Origin of the sequence: Candidatus Solirubrobacter pratensis (genome assembly GCF_000425945.1) — a bacterium.
Taxonomy (GTDB): domain Bacteria; phylum Actinomycetota; class Thermoleophilia; order Solirubrobacterales; family Solirubrobacteraceae; genus Solirubrobacter; species Solirubrobacter pratensis.
This window is the reverse complement of sequence record NZ_AUEK01000003.1, coordinates 347,411-364,182: the sequence shown is the minus strand read 5'-3', so window position 1 is coordinate 364,182 and position 16,772 is coordinate 347,411. Positions and strand designations below refer to the sequence as shown.

Annotated in this window: 14 protein-coding genes; 5 read left to right on the top strand and 9 right to left on the bottom strand. The window is 74.5% G+C overall.

Translation table 11 applies throughout. The features are described from left to right. The first annotated feature begins 76 nt into the window (after nucleotides 1-76). Together H958_RS0101885 and H958_RS0101880 are read left to right on the top strand one after the other, a co-directional pair. Entirely contained in the window at nucleotides 77-1,312 is a 1,236-nt protein-coding gene (locus H958_RS0101885) for a transglycosylase SLT domain-containing protein (RefSeq protein WP_028057419.1), read from the top strand. Next, on the top strand, nucleotides 1,309-2,190 hold the full coding sequence (locus H958_RS0101880) for a haloalkane dehalogenase (protein WP_028057418.1): 882 nt from the start codon (nucleotides 1,309-1,311) through the stop codon (nucleotides 2,188-2,190). The genes H958_RS0101885 and H958_RS0101880 overlap by 4 nt, the downstream gene beginning before the upstream one ends. A 208-nt stretch (nucleotides 2,191-2,398) precedes the next feature. Here the strand turns inward: H958_RS0101880 and H958_RS0101875 are convergent, their stop codons facing one another. Continuing rightward, nucleotides 2,399-3,274 carry an SDR family oxidoreductase gene (locus tag H958_RS0101875; RefSeq protein ID WP_028057417.1) on the bottom strand — a complete coding sequence of 292 codons (876 nt, stop codon included), beginning with the start codon at nucleotides 3,272-3,274 and terminating at the stop codon, nucleotides 2,399-2,401. Between the two features lie 91 nt (nucleotides 3,275-3,365). Beyond that, entirely contained in the window at nucleotides 3,366-4,211 is an 846-nt protein-coding gene (locus tag H958_RS0101870) for a GNAT family N-acetyltransferase (protein ID WP_037408815.1), read from the bottom strand. Between the two features lie 249 nt (nucleotides 4,212-4,460). On the opposite strand from H958_RS0101870, the gene H958_RS0101865 reads away from it, so the two are divergent. Continuing rightward, a complete protein-coding gene (locus tag H958_RS0101865) occupies nucleotides 4,461-5,162 on the top strand; it encodes a DUF3105 domain-containing protein (protein WP_028057415.1) in 702 nt (233 codons plus the stop codon). A gap of 3 nt (nucleotides 5,163-5,165) precedes the next feature. Here H958_RS0101865 and H958_RS34290 read toward each other — a convergent pair whose 3' ends face one another. The 3 genes from H958_RS34290 to H958_RS0101850 are packed head-to-tail and all read right to left on the bottom strand — an operon-like array spanning nucleotide 5,166 to nucleotide 8,039. Then, complete coding sequence (locus tag H958_RS34290; protein WP_051323690.1) at nucleotides 5,166-5,825, bottom strand: sugar transferase; 660 nt, start codon at nucleotides 5,823-5,825, stop codon at nucleotides 5,166-5,168. After that, nucleotides 5,822-6,955, bottom strand: coding sequence for a glycosyltransferase (locus H958_RS34285; RefSeq protein WP_051323689.1), 1,134 nt, complete (start codon nucleotides 6,953-6,955; stop codon nucleotides 5,822-5,824). Before H958_RS34285 ends, H958_RS34290 begins: the two co-directional genes overlap by 4 nt. A 10-nt stretch (nucleotides 6,956-6,965) precedes the next feature. After that, on the bottom strand, nucleotides 6,966-8,039 hold the full coding sequence (locus tag H958_RS0101850; protein ID WP_028057414.1) for a glycosyltransferase: 1,074 nt from the start codon (nucleotides 8,037-8,039) through the stop codon (nucleotides 6,966-6,968). A gap of 127 nt (nucleotides 8,040-8,166) precedes the next feature. On the opposite strand from H958_RS0101850, the gene H958_RS0101845 reads away from it, so the two are divergent. Further along, the gene (locus H958_RS0101845) at nucleotides 8,167-9,123 is read left to right on the top strand and encodes a glycosyltransferase (protein ID WP_028057413.1); all 957 of its coding nucleotides are present in this window, start codon (nucleotides 8,167-8,169) and stop codon (nucleotides 9,121-9,123) included. Here H958_RS0101845 and H958_RS0101840 read toward each other — a convergent pair. Then, the gene (locus tag H958_RS0101840) at nucleotides 9,080-10,561 is read right to left on the bottom strand and encodes a lipopolysaccharide biosynthesis protein (RefSeq protein ID WP_028057412.1); all 1,482 of its coding nucleotides are present in this window, start codon (nucleotides 10,559-10,561) and stop codon (nucleotides 9,080-9,082) included. The genes H958_RS0101845 and H958_RS0101840 overlap by 44 nt on opposite strands. Before the next feature lie 108 nt (nucleotides 10,562-10,669). Here H958_RS0101840 and H958_RS44725 point away from each other — a divergent pair, with 108 nt between their 5' ends. Then, nucleotides 10,670-11,902 carry a glycosyltransferase family protein gene (locus H958_RS44725; RefSeq protein WP_028057411.1) on the top strand — a complete coding sequence of 411 codons (1,233 nt, stop codon included), beginning with the start codon at nucleotides 10,670-10,672 and terminating at the stop codon, nucleotides 11,900-11,902. Here the strand turns inward: H958_RS44725 and H958_RS34280 are convergent. From H958_RS34280 to H958_RS0101820, 3 genes are all read right to left on the bottom strand, one after another. Further along, on the bottom strand, nucleotides 11,829-13,280 hold the full coding sequence (locus H958_RS34280) for a glycosyltransferase family 39 protein (protein ID WP_037408812.1): 1,452 nt from the start codon (nucleotides 13,278-13,280) through the stop codon (nucleotides 11,829-11,831). The genes H958_RS44725 and H958_RS34280 overlap by 74 nt on opposite strands. An 81-nt stretch (nucleotides 13,281-13,361) precedes the next feature. Further along, nucleotides 13,362-14,915 (bottom strand): O-antigen ligase family protein, encoded by a 1,554-nt coding sequence (locus H958_RS0101825; protein WP_028057410.1) that lies wholly within the window; start codon nucleotides 14,913-14,915, stop codon nucleotides 13,362-13,364. Beyond that, on the bottom strand, nucleotides 14,912-16,765 hold the full coding sequence (locus tag H958_RS0101820; RefSeq protein WP_028057409.1) for a N,N-dimethylformamidase beta subunit family domain-containing protein: 1,854 nt from the start codon (nucleotides 16,763-16,765) through the stop codon (nucleotides 14,912-14,914). Before H958_RS0101820 ends, H958_RS0101825 begins: the two co-directional genes overlap by 4 nt. Between the last annotated feature and the right edge of the window lie 7 nt (nucleotides 16,766-16,772).

Sequence of the window (16,772 nt, the reverse complement as noted above, 5' to 3'; positions counted from 1 at the left end):
GGCCTCGGCGGCGGCGCATCCGCCACGCGAGGACCGCCTGCCGTCTCATGCGCCGCATCCTGCCACCCTGGGATGCGTGGTCCGTCCCCGCCGCTCGCGCCTGGCGCTCGTCGCCGGCGCGCTGATCGTCGTCGTCTCGATCGCCTTCGCCCTGCGCAAGGACCACGGCCGGACGGTGGCGGTCCCGACCGTCCCGGCGCCCAAGGGCGTCAAGCCGCTCGCCGATCCGTACGCGTGGGCGCCGGACCGCTCCGCCGACTTCTCGCGCCGCGCCGCGGCGGGCACGGCCGGCGCGCTGTACGAGCTGTCGCCCGGCGGCGTCGCGGTCAGCGCCGCGCGGGTCGCCCGCTTCCGCCCGCAGATCGAGCGGGCGGCCAAGGCGGCCGGCGTCCGCGCCGACCGGCTGGAGGGCCTCGTGTTCCTCGAGAGCGCCGGCCGGCCGGACGCGACGGCGGGCGGCGTTCAAAGCGCCGCGGGGCTCACCCAGATCCTCGCCGAGACGGGACAGGACCTGCTCGGGATGAAGATCGATACGGCGCGCAGCGCGAGCTACACGCGCCGGATCGCGCGCGCCGCCGGCGCCCGCCGGGTGGCGGCGCTGGAGCGCGCCCGGGCCCGCGTCGACGAGCGCTTCGACCCGGGCAAGGCGCTCGCCGCGACGGCGCGTTACCTCGCCATGGCCAAGAACAAGTTCGGCCGCGAGGATCTCGCGTTCGTCTCCTACCACATGGGCATGGGCAACCTGGACGGCGTCCTGAAGGCCTACGGCAAGGGCCCGGTGCCGTATGCGCAGCTGTACTTCGACTCGACGCCGCTGCGCCACGCCGCGGCCTACGCGAAGCTGTCCGGCTTCGGCGACGACTCCTCGAACTACTTCTGGAAGATCGGCGCCGCCGAGGCGATCATGCGGCTGATGCGCACCGACCCGGCGCGGCTCGCGCGCCAATCGGCGCTGCTCGAGGCACCCGCGCCCCCTGCCGCGGACGGCGACCTGGTGGCGGTGCGGAGCGCCTCGGGGATGCGCTTTCCGCCCGGCGCGCGGCTGCGCAGCGAGGCGGCCGCGCTCGCGCTCTACGCCGGCGCGCTGGTCAAGACGATCTCGGGCGCGCCGTCGCTCAACGTGACGGGCACAGCGGGCGGGCGGCTGGACGTCTCCCGCCGCTACGCCTCGCCGGCGCAGGCGGTGGCGTTCCAGTACGTTCTGGACCGGCTGCGCGTGCTCGGCGCGATCCAGTGGTGGCGCGATGCACGCTCGATCCATATCACCGTCTCCAAGGACGCGGCGAGGCTGGAGCCGCTGCTGAAGCGATGACCGACGCGATCCGCACCCCCGACGTGCTGCTCGACGGGCTTCCCGGCTTCCCGTGGGAGACGAGGTTCCGCGCCTACGACGGCCTGCGCCTCGCCCACATCGACGAGGGCGAAGGAGCGCCGGTCCTGATGCTCCACGGCGAGCCGACGTGGAGCTTCCTGTGGCGCAAGGTCGTCCCGCCGCTGCTGGAGGCGGGGCGCCGCGTGATCCTGCCCGACCTGCCGGGCTTCGGCCGCTCGGACAAGCCGATCGACCGCGACTGGTACTCCTACGACCGCCACGTGCATCTGCTCGCCGCGCTGCTCGAGGACCTCGACGTGCGCGACGCGACGTTCGTACTGCACGACTGGGGCGGGCCGATCGGCCTCCGGGTCGCCGTCGAACAGCCCGAGCGGGTCGCGCGGCTGGTGCTGATGGACACGGGGCTGTTCACGGGGCGCCAGCCGATGAGCCCGGCCTGGCAGCGCTTCGCCGCGTTCGTCGAGCGCGCGGAGGAGCTGCCGATCGGCTTCCTCGTGCGGCGCGGCTGCGCGAGCGATCCCGGCGACGAGGTCGCCGCCGCCTACGACGCCCCGTTCCCGAACGAGGCGAGCAAGGCGGGCGCCCGGGCGTTTCCGGCGATCCTGCCACAGGACCCCGGTGACCCGGGCGCGGCCGAGGGCGCGCGCGTGCTGGCCGCGCTGCGCGAGGACCGCCGCCCGCTCCTGATGCTCTGGGGCGAAGAGGACCAGCCGCTGCCGCCGAGCGCCGGCGAGGCGTTCGCGAGCGCGCTCGGCCGCCCGGCGCCCACGCTCGTGCGCGGCGCCGGGCACTACCTCCAGGAAGACCGCGGCGAGCTCGTCGGCACCACGATCGCCGACTGGCTCCAGTCGAGCTGAGCGAGCCGGGCCGCCCGGTGGCCACGCGGCTGCGTCGCAGCCGCATCACTCGCGAGTGGCCTCGTGGGCGTGCGGGGGTCGGCGCGTCGACCGCGGCAGGCGACAGCGCCTGCCGCGCGGGCGTCGGGTCGACCGACGACCCGGGTCCCGCGAGGACAGGACCCGCGACCGAGCGGATCGTCCTTGAGACGTCCGTCTCAGAAGCCGGCTACGCCGCCTGCGCCTCTTCAGCCTCGGCCTCGACGGCGGGGGCGCTCTCCGCGGCGCGCGCCTCGTAGGCCGCGCGGGCGCCTGGGTCGGTGTGGGCGACCGCGGAGGAGTTCATCGCGCGGGAGACCGCCTCGCGCCAGCTGCGGGGCAGGATCGCGCCGAACGCGACCAGGGGGCCGAGCCGGCGCGGTACCCAGACGTCGAAGCGCGGGACCTTGAGCGCATCGATCGTGGCCGCCGCGATCTCCTCGGGCGTCACGCGCCTGACGCCACGCAGATCCGGCACGCCGCCGGCGAGCTCGGTGCGGGCGAAGCCCGGCATCACAACAGTGACCTCGACGCCGGAGCCGCGCAGCTCGGCGCGCACGGCCTCCGAGAGCCCGATCACGCCGTGCTTGGTGGCGACGTAAGTCGCCAGGCCGGGCGCGGCGGCGCGACCGGCGAGCGACGCGACGTTGACGATGTGGCCCGTGCGGCGCGGCCGCATGCGGCGCATCGCCTCCTGCGTCCCGTGTATCACCGCGTGCAGGTTGATCTCCAGCTGCCGCGTGATGCTCGCGTCCGACTCCTGCTCGAGCGGCTGCACCGGCATGATGCCGGCGTTGTTGACGACGATGTCCAGCGGCCCGAGGCGCTGCTCGACGGCATCCAGGAACGCCGTGAAGCCCGGCCGGTCGGTGACGTCCAGCGCGAGGCCCAGCGAGCGGCCGCCCAGCTGTGCCGCGGCGGCCTCGGCTGCCGCGCGGTCCAAGTCGCCGATGGCCACCACGGCCCCCTCGCGCGCGAGTGCATGAGCGATCGCGTTGCCGATGCCGCGGGCGCCGCCCGTGACGACAGCGACCTTGCCGTTCAGCGAGCGCGGATTCTTGGCCATGGGGAGCTTCTCCTCGTTCCTGGACGCAATGTCAATAGTTTGACTTCTGAAGCGTAGGCATGGAGCAGGCTAGAGCCCAGGGTGAGAAGTCTCACAGGAAGGCGCCGCTCGGCAGATACGGCGCGAACGGCCCGACGTCGCCGCCCGTGAAGACCGGGCCGGTGTCGGTCCGCAGCTCAAGCCCCGCCTCGAGGCAGACCGGCACAGCCCACGCCTGCTTGGCGGTCAGCCACTCGACGGCGACGTGCCCCTGCGAGCGCGCGAGCACCGCGCGCAGCACATCCTGCGCGCCCGCGTCGTCGTAGGCGGCGAGCAGGCGGACCGGCCCGCCGCCGCGCGTGACCGCGAAACCGCGCCCCTCGGCAAGCAGGATCGTCGCCCCCATCTCCCACAGCGTCCGCAGGTCGTCGCCGTGCGCCGCGCCGCGCGCGTGACGCGAGACGTCGTCGAGGAACGGCAGGTCGTCCGGCGTCGCCTCGCGGACCCCCTCGGGCTCGGCGACGTCGCGGGCGATGCCCGAGGCCCAGAACGCGGGATGCCCCGTCAGGCCGAGCCCCGCATATGCCCGCAGCGCCCGCGGATCGCGCGAGGACAGGATGATGCGCCCGCGGGCGCCGTCGGCGTAGTCGTGCGCCCGCCGCAGCAGCTCGCGCCCGAGGCCGGCCGACTGCCGCTCGGGGTGCACGATGAACAGCGACAGGCCCCACACGCCCTCGCGCAGGATCGAGATCGCGCACCCGGTGAGGCGGCCGCCTTCCTCCGCCACCCAGGCACCGCCCGGATCGCTGCGCGCCAGGCGCTCGTAGCGGGGACGGACCGCGACGGGGTCCGGGCGCGGCTCGGGCGCCTCGTTGCGGCTGCGGGCATAGGCCTCGAACGTCTCGACGGCGAGGGCGTGCGCCGCGCCGGCGTCCTCGAGTCGCATCGGGCGGATCATGCCCGACAGCCTACGATCGCCCGCTGTGCCGACCTTCACCCTCGACGGCCGGCGGCTGGTCTGCCTGCCCGGTTCGCGAGGCCGCGTGATCGATCCGGTCCTGTGCGCGCGGCGATGATCGGTTGCGCGCGAACTCGCCCGTCCCGGTGATCGAGCGTGATCGCCAGAAGCGTGCTGGGCCAGGAGCCTCACGCGCATGCGGACGCGCGCGTCCTAAACGGCCCCTGGACCGCTACCCTCACGCGTCTCATGTCGAGCCGCCAGGAAGAAAAGGAGCGCCGCCGCCGCGAGCGCGAGGAGCGCGAGCAGGCCGAGCGGGCGACGCAGTCGCGCCGCAAGCGGCTCCAGTACGTCTTCGGCGGCCTGCTCTCGGTGCTGGTGATCGCCGGCGTGGCCGCGCTCGCGGCCGGCGCCTTCACCGGCGGCGGCTCGGGGTCCCCGAGCGATCCGCCGACCGGGGGCGCGGACATCCCCGGCGTGAAGGAGACCGACCTCAAGAAGGCGGCGGCCGCCGCGAGCTGCGAGCTCAAGGACGCCCCGATCGAGGGCAACACGCATGAGGACAAGGCCTTCAAGCCGTCGGACTACAAGACCAACCCGCCGACGTCTGGCAACCACAACCCGACCTGGTACCAGGACGGCGAGTACAACCCCGGCGACACGCCGCGGCTCGGCATGCTCGTGCATCCGCTCGAGCACGGCCGGATCGAGCTGCAGTACAAGAAGGGCTCGTCGGACCAGACGGTCAAGCAGCTGCGCACGCTGTTCAACCAGTCCAGCAGCGGCTACCACATGCTGCTGTTCGAGAACACGACGAACATGCCCTACGCCGTCGCCGCGACCGCCTGGGGGCACCTCGTCGGCTGCACGACCATGAACCCGAAGGTGTTCGACGCGCTGCGGGCGTTCCGCGAGTCCTACATCGACAAGGGTCCCGAGATCGTCCCCTAGCGGTCACTCGCTCCCACCGGCGGAGCTCCGTGGAGAATCGCCCGCCGGGGGATTCGACTGCCATCCGCCTGTCTCGCCGCGGTAGAGCCCGTGGCCGGTGATCGCCATGCGGGCGCTGAGGACGAGGATGCGCAGGTCGAGCCGCAGCGACGCGTGCTCGAGGTACCAGATGTCGAGCTCGATGCGCTCGGGCCACGGCAGCGACGCCCGGCCGTTGACCTGCGCCCAGCCCGTCAGCCCCGGACGCGCGTCGAGCCGCCGCCGCTGGCGGTCGGTGTACCGGTCGACCTGCACCTGGAGCGTCGGCCGCGGCCCGACGAGCGACATCTCGCCGCGCAACACGTTGACGAGGTTCGGCAGCTCGTCGATGGAGGTGCGCCGCAGGAGCGCGCCGACGCGCGTGATGCGGCTGTCGCCCTCGTCGATCGCCAGTCCCGCGCCCATGTGCTCGGCGCCGGAGACCATCGTTCGCAGCTTGTAGACCTCGAACTGATGCCCGCGATAGCCGACGCGGCGCTGGCGGTAGATCGGGTGCCCGTGCGACTCGAGCCGGACGATCGCGGCGGCGAGCGCCACGACCGGCGCCGAGACGACGGCGAGCGTGCCGGCGACCGCGAGGTCCAGCGCGCGCTTGCGGCGCGAGTGCAGGTAGGGATTCGTCACCGCGTCCCCTCCGGCGCTTCCCAGCCCGCCTCGGTGCCGTGGCGCAGCCAGTCGTACAGGCCGGCGGCGAGCGCGGCGGTCGTGAGCACGTAGTACCGGGCCACGAGGAACGGGCGTGCCTTGACAGGTGTGAAAGCGGCCGCGAGCAGCGCGGCCTGGGCCGCTGCGGCGAGCGCGTAGACGCGGCCGCGCGGCAACAGCGCGAGCGTCGCGGCGGCCGCGAGCACATGCAGCAGCGGCGTGCCGTAGCGCAGCAGGCGGTGGCTGGCGATCATCAGCGCGTACAGCGGCGAGTAGCCGCGCGGGTCGAGCAGGCCGCCTTTGACGACGATCGGCCAGCCGTGGGACATCATGCGCCGCTTGCGCGCCCACTCGCCCTCGATCGACGGGACCATCTTCTCGGTCGCGCGCGCCTGCGGCTCATAGACCGCGCGCCAGCCGTTCTTGACCATCCGGAACGGGAAGCTCAGGTCGTGGCCCATGATCGGGTCGACCTCGACGTAGGCCTCCCGGCGCACGGCGTAGATCGCGCCGTTGCCGCCGGTGACCGACGCCAGCGCCGACTCCTGCTCGCGCAGCCACATCTCGTAGCGCCAGTACAGCCCCTCCTGGTTGGTGCCGGCGTCGTTGACGAAGCGCACCTGGCCGCAGACGTAGCCGACGCGCGGGTCACCGAACACGGCGGCGAGCTTCGCCAGCGCGTCGGGCTCCCACAGCGCGTTGGCGTCCGAGAACGCGACGATCTCGCCCGCGGCGGCGCGCACGGCGGCGTCCTGCGCGCGGATCTTCCCGCCGCGCGGCAGCTCGAGCACGAGATCGGCGCCGGCCGCGCGGGCGCGCTCGGCCGTCGCGTCGCCGCCGCCGTCGACGGCCACGATCAGCTCGAGCCGCTCGCGTGGGTAGTCGAGCGCGAGCGCGTTGGCGACCTTGGCGGCGATCACCGCCTCCTCGCGATACGCGGCGACGATCAGCGAGACCCGCGGCGCCGGCACGGGCAACGCGGCGCGGGGCGCAGGCGGCGGGGAGCCCGTTGCGCGGCGCAGGGCGGCGAGCGCCGGCGCGTAGAGCGCCTGCGTCCAGGCGAGCAGAGACGTCGAGATCCAGAACAGCGGCCGCACGGCGGCGGCCATGCTGGCAGGTCTACGCCCGCAGGGCCTCATAGAGCTCGAGCGTCCGGCGCGCGATCGCGTCCCACGACGGCGCGGCGCTCGCCGTCGCCGCGGCCATGCGCGCGAGCTTCGCCGGATCGCCGAGCAGCGCGCTGAGCGCGTCCGCGAGCGCCGCGGCGTCCCCGGGCGGGACCAACTCGGCCGCGCCGCTCGCAGCGACCTCGGGGAAGCCGCCGACCGCGCTGAGGAGCAGCGGCTTGCCGAACGCGAGCGCCGTGTACAGGACGCCGGACTGGTCGATCTCCCGGTAGGGGAGGACGACGAGGTCGGCGGCCCGGAAGGCGCCCGCCAGCTCGGCGCCGGAGACGAAGCGCAGGGCCGCGTCGGCGTCGGGCGCGTCGATCGAGATCGGCATCCGCGGCATGCCGGCGATCCACAGGCGGGCGCCGGGCGGGCGCTCCGCGCGGCCCCAGGCGTCGAGCAGCACGTCGACGCCCTTGTACGGGCGGATGAGACCGAAGAACAGGACCACGGGTCCGTCCCCCCGCCGCAGCTCCGGCGGCGGAGCCGCGCCGTCGGACTGGCGCGTCAGGTCGGTCAGCGGGCCGTGCGGGATCACGTGGATGCGCGCGGGGTCGAGCCGCAGCTCGTCGCGCAGGCGGGCGGCGCCGTGCTCGGAGTGCACGACGATCGCGTCCATGCGCTCGTACAGCCGCCGCTGCCCGGCGAGCTGTCCGGGGCGCGGCTCGCGCGGCAGCACGTCGTGCGCGGTCAGCAGCCGCGGGTGCACGCGCGGGAGCAGCAGCCCGTCGAGATGCTGGACCGGCAGCCACTGGAAGTGCACGACATCGGCCGCCCGCGCCGCCCGGGCGTAGCGCAGCATGTCCGGCACGTGCTGCGCGAGCCGGGCGCCGCGGCGGCCGCGCCCCGGCGCCCAGCGGTAGAACGCCTCCCGCATACGCACGCCGGGCGCATCCGGCACGTCGCCGTAGCCGAACGCGCTCGTCCACAGCTCGACGTCCGCGCCCCGCCCGGCGAGCGCCGCCGCGAGCGCCCGGTCGTAGGGCGGCGTGAAGGCCGCCGGGTCGACCAGGTGGACGCGCACGGCGATGAGTATGGTCGGCGCGAGCCGGGCGGGCGCGTCGATGCCGGCGTGGTCGAACCCGCGAAACCGGGCCGGCTGGCCGCAGCCGCGCGCCAGTTGACCGGCGCGCAGGGCAGTATGCAGGGCCGTGCCCGTCGAGCTGAGCTTCTGCGTCGTGAACACCGAGCAGCGCGGACTCCTGCGCTATTGCCTCGATGCGATCGCGCGCGAGCTCGCGACGGTCGACTTCGAGACCGAGGTGCTGGTGCTCGACAACGCCTCCGAGGACGGATCGGCCGAGGCCGCGGCGCGCCACCCGGTGACGACGGAGGTGATCGCGCTCCGAGAGCGCCGGGGCAAGTCCGAGAACGACTCGGCGCTGCTGCGGCGCGCGCGCGGCAGGTTCTGCCTGCTGCTCAACGAGGACTCCGAGCTGGAGCCCGGCGCCACGGTCGCGCTGCACGCCGCGCTCGCGGCCGACGAGCAGGCCGGCGCGGCGGGCGCCATGCTCGTGCGCCCCGACGGCGTGCAGCAGCCGTCGGCGTGGCGCTTCCCCTCCCCGTGGAGCGCGCTGCTGACCGCGTTGTGCCTGCACCGCCGGCTCGTGGTCCAGAGCCGCGGCGACGCCGTTCGCCGCGTCGACTGGAGCCAGTCCGCCGCGCTGCTCGTCCGGCGCGCCGCGGCGGCGGAGGTCGGCTACTTCGATCCTGCCTTCTTCGTCTACTCCGACGAGGTCGACTTCTGCCGCCGGCTCGCCGACGCCGGCTGGCACACGCTCTACGTCCCCGAGGCGCGCGCGGTCCATCACGAGCAGCTCGTCACCGGCAGCGTGCCGGCGCGGCGGATCGTCGAGTTCTCGCGCAACCGCGATCGCTACATGCGCAAGCACCACACCGCGGTCTCGGCCGCGCTGGTGCGCTGGCTCACCGCCTGGACCTACGCCGTGCGCGCGGCCGGCGCGCTGCTCCTGCCCGGACACGACGCCAAGCGCTACGCCAAGCACGTCGGCGCGACGCTGTTCCCGCGCCGCGGCGAGGGACTCGCCGAGGCGGCGGAGGAGTTCAACCGCCGCCTGATGCGGCCGCCGCCGGACGGGTCCGCCTGAGCAGGCCACGGGCGGCCGCGACCTCGCCGGCGCGGAAGAAGCCCGCGCCCCACAGCGCGGGGACGATCGCCGCCAGCACGAGCGCGCGCGTGACGAAGCCCGTCGCGCCCGTGTCGGGCAGCAGCAGCTCGCCCACGGTCGTCAGCCCGCCCGCGACCGCCACGACGAGCGCCAGCCGCGCCCACTCGAATGCGACCTGGAAGAGGCCGCGCGTGAGCAGCCACATCGCGACGAGCATCACGACGTAGGCACCGACGAGCGCGAGGCCCGCGCCGGCGATCCCGAGCGGCGGGACGAGCGCCGCCAGCAGCGCGATGTTGACGACCAGCCCGCAGAGCGCCGCGGGCGCGTTGCGGACCGTGACCCGCGCGCGGCCCGCCATCGCGACGAGGACGAGGAAGAGGCCGTAGAGCGCCCACCCGAGCGCGACCCACGTCAGCGCCTCGTGGGCCGCGAAGTAGCTCGGGGCGGCGAAGATCCGCACCAGCCAGCGGCCGAGCAGGGCGAGCCCGGCCACGACGAGCCCCGTGAAGAGGACGTAGTAGGTCGTGATCCGGGCGTACACGCGAGCGGCCTCCTCGTCGCTCTCGATCGAGTACGCCAGCGGCGGCCAGGCGTACTGGAACGCGCGCACGGTGAACACGACGACGCCCGCCAGCTTGACCGACAGCGAGTACAGGCCGGCGGCGTCCTCGCTCTCGAAGCGATACAGCCACAGGCGGTCGACGAAGAACAGGGCGAAGACGGAGACCTCCGCCGGGACGGTCGGCAGCCCGAAGCGCAGCATCGGGCCGAGCTGCGCCCGGTCGATGCCGCCGGGGCGCAGCCCGAACGCGTCGCGCTGGGCGATCCACAGCCCGATGACGACGGCGGCGGACGCGATGTAGTTGCCGAGCAGGAGCCCGAGCGCGCCCTGCTCGCGGACCACCACGAGGTAGACGGTGAGCGCGACGGTGAGGAGGACGTTGGCCAGCGACGCCGCGGCGAAGGCGCGCGCGCGCTCCTCCACGCGCAGCAGTGCGTACGCGAGCTCGAGGTTGGTGAACGCCCACAGCCCGAGCGCGGCGGCGCGCAGCTCGTCGGGGTGCGACGCCCCGAGCAGCGCCTTGGAGAGCGGGGCGGCGGCGAGCGCGGCCGCCCCGGCGGCGAGCGTCGTGAGGATGAAGAGCGAGCCCGTCGCCGTGCGCGCGAGCCGGCGCCGGCGCTCCGGGTCGGCGTCGAGGAAGTGGAAGCGGACGAGCGCCTCGCCCAGCCCCGCCCGCACGATGATCGAGACGAGGATGATCGTGGTGAGCAGCAGCTCGGCGGTGCCGTAGTCCTGCGGGCGCAGGTGGTTCGTGTAGACCGGCAGCAGCGCGAGCGCGATCAGCTTCGAGACCGCGTCGGCGACCTGGTATGCGGCGCCCGTCGTGAGCAGGCGCTTCAGGTAGCCGGTCACAGCCGATGAAGCTAGCGCCTCACCAGGCCGACGCGATGTGCGCGAGCTCGACCGGGCGGCACGGGATCGCGATGCCGCGCGAACGCGCGCGGTAGCGTGGGACGGGCGATGACCGATCCAGGCGGCGGTTACGGATGGAGGACGGGCGAGCGCCCTGGGGCGAGCCCCTACGGCCTGCGCGGCCTGGCGGCGCGCGCGGCCAAGGCCGGCGGCGACCCGCCCCCGCTGTGCGTCCTGCTGCTCCCGCGCGAGCTCGAGGAGTTCATCCTGCGCGACCAGGCCGAGGATCTCCTGACCGCGCCCGGCGTGGTCGCGATCGAGCCCGCGCGCGTCCCGTACGGCGCCTACCTGCGCCTTCCGGCCGCCGTCGCCGACGGGCTCGCGGCGACGCAGGCGCGCCGCCTCAAGCTGCCGGGAAGGCCGGCCGCGATCGTGATCTTCCACCCGCTGCAGTACCCGCTCGCGCGCGCGCTGATCTCCGAGCACCCGGATGCCGAGCTGTGGTACTGGCGCTGGGACCGCTACGAGGTCGCCTACGACGCCTCCAGGCGCCGCCGCGAGCGCCTCGAGGAGCTGCACGACAGCGCCGTCCATCGCTCCGCGCTGACGATCGTGGTCTCCGACGCGCTCGGCGAGCTCGAGCGCGAGGAGGGCCGCGAGGCGGTGCTGGTCCCGCTCGCCGCCGACACGTTCCCGGCGCCCGATCCCGGCGCGACGGTCGTCGCCGTCTCGCTCGGCCACCTCGGCCATCGCACCGACTGGGCGCTGTTGCGCGCGATCGCCGAGGGGATGCCGGAGCTCGTGCTGCTGCTGATCGGCGAGTGGCACGAGGACGAGTCAGGCGCCGATCCCGGCTTCCGCGCGTGCCGGGAGGCGCCGAACCTCGTCTGGCTCGGCCGCCGCTCCGACGAGGAGGCGGCGCGGCTGATCGCCTGCGCGGACGTCGGCATCGTGCCGTTCGAGCGCTCGGAGTTCAACGAGACCGCGCTGCCCTACCGGATCCTCAAGTACGCACGGCTCGGGCGCCGCACGATCTCGCCTCCGCTGGCGGGCGTCGCGACCTGGGGCCGCGCCGTGATCACGGTCGACACGCCGGAGGCGTGGATCGCCGCGCTGCGCGCTCAGGCGGGCGCGCGGACGAGACCGGACGCCGGCCTGCGCGAATGGGCGCTCGCCCAGACCGCGCACGCCCAGAACACGCCGCTGTGGGAGCGGATGGAGGCGCTGGGGATCGAGTCGGGGCGGCTCGGCTCCGAACGTGTCGAGGTCATCGGCAGCGCGAGTACGCACTCAGCAGCCCGTGCCGCGCAAGCGGTGCGTAGCCCGGATCCGGAAGGTTGACGAGTGGCGAGGTGCCCGCGGCGAAGCCGTAGCGGCGCAGCGCCTTCTGCGTGAGCGCGAAGACCTCGACGCCGGTCGCCCGTCTGCGCGCGCTGCGGGCGCCGATCCGCCCGTCGCGGTGCCAGCGCGAATCCGGGACCAGCCGGTAGGTCGGGAACGTCAGCGCGCCGCAGCGGCGCGCCGCGACGACCTTCGGGTCGTCGAGCAGCGCGATCAGGCTGTCGTGCGTGGCGCGGATGAAGCGCACCTCGTCGCGCACGTTGGTCAGCGACGGCGCGAGGATCGTGAGGCCGATCGTGCCGGCGACCGCGGCGGCGACCGACCCTCGCATCCACAGCCGCCGCCACGGGTGCTCCGCCGCCAGCGCCGTGAATCCGGCCAGCGCGTAGCCGGCGACGACGCACAGCGCCACCGACGGGACCGTCAGGTAGCGGGGCAGGATCGAGAGGCCCAGGACGCCGGTCCCGACGAACGTGATCACGCCGGCCGCGAACAGCGCCAGCGGCACGCGGATCGCACGCCATCCCGCCACGCGCCAGGCGAGGATCGCGCCCGCCAAGGCGAGCGCGGCGACCGGCGGACGGACCGTCGAGGACACGAACGAGGCGAACGAGCCGGGGACGTGGCCGACCCCGCGCACGCGCCCGAGGTCGTCGGCGAGCTCCGACGTCGCGTGCAGCGAGTGCAGCGGGTCGCCGGTCGAGAGCAGGTCGACGAGCGCCCACGCGAGCGGGGCGAAGGCCACCCCCGCGGTGAGCAGCACTCGCCGCCGCTCGCGCGGGAGCCACCACAGCCATGCGAGTCCGGCGAGGACCCACGCCTCGGGACGCAGCAGTCCCGCGAGCAGCAGCAGGACGAGCGGCCGCCACGGCCCGCGGTCCGCGCCGCGCTCGGCCTCGAAGACGGCCGCCCAGATGACGAGGGCGAGGAACGGCGAGTCGACGTAGCCGCGCGCCGCGTAGAGCAACAACGACGCGCTCGCGCCGACGAACAGCGCCCCCAGCAGCCCGCTCCAGCGCCCGAACACGGCGGCGCCGAGCCGGTAGGTCCCGATCACCAGGAGCCCGTGCGAGAGCAGGCAGACGAGCACGAGCGCGCGGTCGCCCGACTCGCCGAAGACCCCGCCGAGCACGGCGCACAGCGCGACGTAGAGCGGGTGCTGGGTCGGGGCGGCGTAGGCCTCGAACGTCGGCGCGACCCCGTGCAGCAGCTCGCGTCCCCACACGAGGTGGTAGTAGGAGTCGTAGTTGGGATAGGTACGCGTGACGGCCCACACGACGACCGCGGCGACGAGCACCACGGCAGCAGCAGCGCGCTCGGCCGCGACGGGGAAGCGGCTCCCCGCGACCGCGCGCGAAGGAGCGGCGAGCGCCGTCACGGCCGAATCGCCCAGGGGGCGATTCTTCGGCGAGCTCGACAGGAGTGGACCGGGCACGAACAGCCTCGCGAACTCACGCGCTCAGGGCGCCGTCTGGGCGGCGACGACCGGCTCTTGCGGCCGGCCGTTGCGCGACCCCGACTCGGCCGGCGAGACGCGGGCGGCAGCTCGCGGGGCGGCCAGCGCCGTGCCGAGCGCGAGCAGCGTCCAGGTCATCGGATCCTCGAGGAACGCCGCGTAGACCCACGTGTGCAGCAGCAGCGCGGCGAAGCACGCCGCCACGACGGCGCGCACGGGCTCGCCGCGGGCACCGCGCAGCAGCCGCCGCAGCGCGAGCACGAGCAGCGCGACGTAGACGGCGAAGCCGACGAGGCCCTGCTCGGCGGCGACGGTGATGGGGATCGTGTGCGACGCGGACGTGGCCTCGCGGCCCGAGGAGTGCTCGTGGCGGCGGTACTCGCGCTGGAAGCTGCCCGAGCCCCACCCCGCCAGCGGGCGCTCGCGCGCGAGGTTCACGCCGCCCTGGATCAGGTCGGCGCGGCCGGACGTCGCCTTGCTGATCGAGTCCTCGGAGCTGAGGTTGAGCCGCAGCGCGCCGGGGAACGCGAGCACGAGCACCAGCGCGGCGGCGGCGACGGCGACCGCCGGAGCCGCCACGACGCGGCCTCCGAAGCGCAGCCAGGCGAGCACGAACAGCCCGAGCAGCAGCGCCGCGAAGCTCGACTGCGACAGCGTCGTCAGCAGGCCGCCCCAGAGGACGGCGAGCGCGGCGACGGCGATCCAGACGTCGCGCGGCCGCCCGCGCCACAGGAGCACGCCCGCGAGCCCGATCATCACCAGCGCGAGAAAGCGCCCGTAGATGTTCGGGTCGAAGAACAGCGAGTTGACGCGGAAGTACTCCTCGACCTGGTTGGACGCGATCACCTTGGGGTTCAGCAGCAGCCGCCGCGTCTGGAACTCCCAGAAGCCGATCGCCGCGAACACGAGCGCGAGGCCGGTGAGCACGCCGCCGCCCCACGCCAACCGCGGCGGGGTCCACTCGAGCCCGCGCAGCAGCGCGAACAGCAGCGCGAACGGGACGTAGAAGAAGACGACCTGCTGCAGCGCGTCCGACGTCGCCGAGGAGTAGACCGCCTGCAGCGCGTAGAGCACGACGCCGCCGAGCAGCAGCCACTCCAGCGCACCGGGCCTGGGCGCCGGCTCGCCCTGATGGCGCGGCGACAGCCGCGGGACCAGCCACGCCAGCGCGCCCGCCCCGATCACCGCGTACAGCGGCACGAGCAGGTTCGCCGTGCTGCCGCCGGCCTGCACGGGGATCCGGAACGGCAGCGCAGCGAGCGCGAGCACGCACAGCAGGCCGGGACGGCGCGAGAGCAACAGGGCCAGTGCGGCCAGGGCCGCCACGGCGATCACCGCGGCGGCCACGGCGAGCACCGGATGCGCGCGCGCGGTGTGCAGCTGCGGCGAGTGCCAGATCTCGCCGACGAGCAGGACCGGCGTCAGCAGGAGCGCGCCGAGCATCGCGTACGCGCGCCCGCGCACGGTGCGCCCGAGCACGGCCCCGGCGGCGAGCGCGGCGGCGAGCACCATGCCCGCGACCAGGACGCCCTGGGGGAGCGCGGCGGTGTCGCTCATCCCTCCGACCTGATCTTCGGCGTGACCTTGCGCAGCAGGTCGACGATGTTGCGCGTCGCCTGCGCCACCTGCGGCTCGCCCAGCTTCCCGTACCACTCCGGCAGCCCGACGCGGATCACGAGGCCGCCCTTGCTCCCCACCTGCACGGCCGACAGCGCCGGGCGCAGCTCGCGCGGGTCCTTGCCGGACTGCTCGGCGGAGGCGGTCTCCTCCGGCGTCAGCTCCTGCCCGACGCCCGCGAGCAGCTTGCGCTCCCCGGCGGGCGGAAGCGACTCCTCGAGCTGCGTGAAGCCGGGAAGGCCCGGCACGACGCCCGTCATGAGCTGCTGTTCGGCGCCGTCGAGCTGGATCAGCGTCGCCGGCTTGCTCAGCGTGCGCAGCTTCGCCAGGTGCGCCCCGAACGGGTCGGTGCTCGTCGGCTGCGTCGGGCTGGTCAGCACGCCGGTGTCGCCGCTCTCGCTCGTCCGCATCGCCACGCCGCGGCGCAGCGTGTCGGCGCCGAACGACGCGACCCGCCCACCGTCGAGCACGTAGCGGCGCAGGCGCTTGGCCAGCGACTGCGTGACCCACGTCTCCGGCCCGGCGAGCAGGACGCCGGTGCGGTCGCTCGCGCGCGGGCTGCGCGACAGGTCGAGGTCCAGGTCACTCGTGAGGTCGTACCGGATGCGGCGGCGGTCGAGGAAGATCAAGAGCTTCGCCACATCGTCGGAGAACTGCGTGGGCAATCCGGTGAAGACGCGCGGCCAGTGCACCGCGGCGCCGTCGGTGAGCGTGTTCGCCAGGCCGTCGAACGGCGGGTCGTCGACGGTGTCGGTGCCGAGCCAGCTGAGCGCCGGCACGACGACGAGCACGCTCGAGCGCCGCTCGGCCTGCACGAGGAACGGGACCGTCGTGTGCCAGCGGCCCGCAGTCACCTCGAGCAGGTACGCGCCCGACGCGCCGCCGGGCGCGCGGAACGTGAGGCTCGGGCTGTCGCCGCGCCCGCGCTTGCGGACCGCGCTCTCGCCGACCCGGCGCACGCGCCAGTGGTACGCCGCGCCGCGCGAGTCGACGTTGAAGTCCACCCGCTGGCCGGCCGTCACCGGCCGCAGCGGCGGCTGCACGGCGAGCCCGCGGACCGTGATCCCCGGCCGGCCGGGCACGGCGCCGACCTCGAACGCGGCCGGCACGGTGCCCCAGTTGCCGGCGCGGTCGCGCACCGACGCCTGGACCACGTAGATGCCCGGCGCGAGCGCGCTGCTCTCGCCCCACCGCATCAGGTGCGCGCCGCGCTGGAGCTGGAACTGCGCGACCTGCTTCGGCTTGCCGGCGTCGGTGCGGAAGACCCGGAACTGCGTGCGGTAGGCGGTCGAGACGCCCGTGACGTAGATCTTCAGCGGCCCATGCGACGGCGCGATGATGTTGCCGTCCGGCTTGACCCTGCACGGCGACCCGACGCAGACCTCGGGGGTCGGCGGCTTGGTGTCGAGCGTCATCGTGCGCTGGATCACCGACGAGCGGCCCTCGTTGCGCAGCGAGACGCGCACGCGGTACTGGCCGTCCGGCGCGCGGGCGCCCTGGTCGGTCGTACCGTTCCACTCGAGCCGCAGCGGCCGGTGGGCGGGGACCGGGACCGCGTCGGTGAGGCGCTTGATGCGATCGCCTTCGAGGTTGACGACGTCGACCGTCACGTCGTCGGCGACCTTCAGCGTGACCGAGAACCGGTTCGGGCGCCGCGCCGGCGAGAACGCGCGGTCGAGCTTGGCGACGCGGATGACCGGCGGCGAGCTCTTGAGCCGCTGGGCGACGAAGAACGCGGCGAACGTCGCGCCCACCAGCACCAGGAAGGTGATCCGGGCGACCAGCGTCACCGGGTGA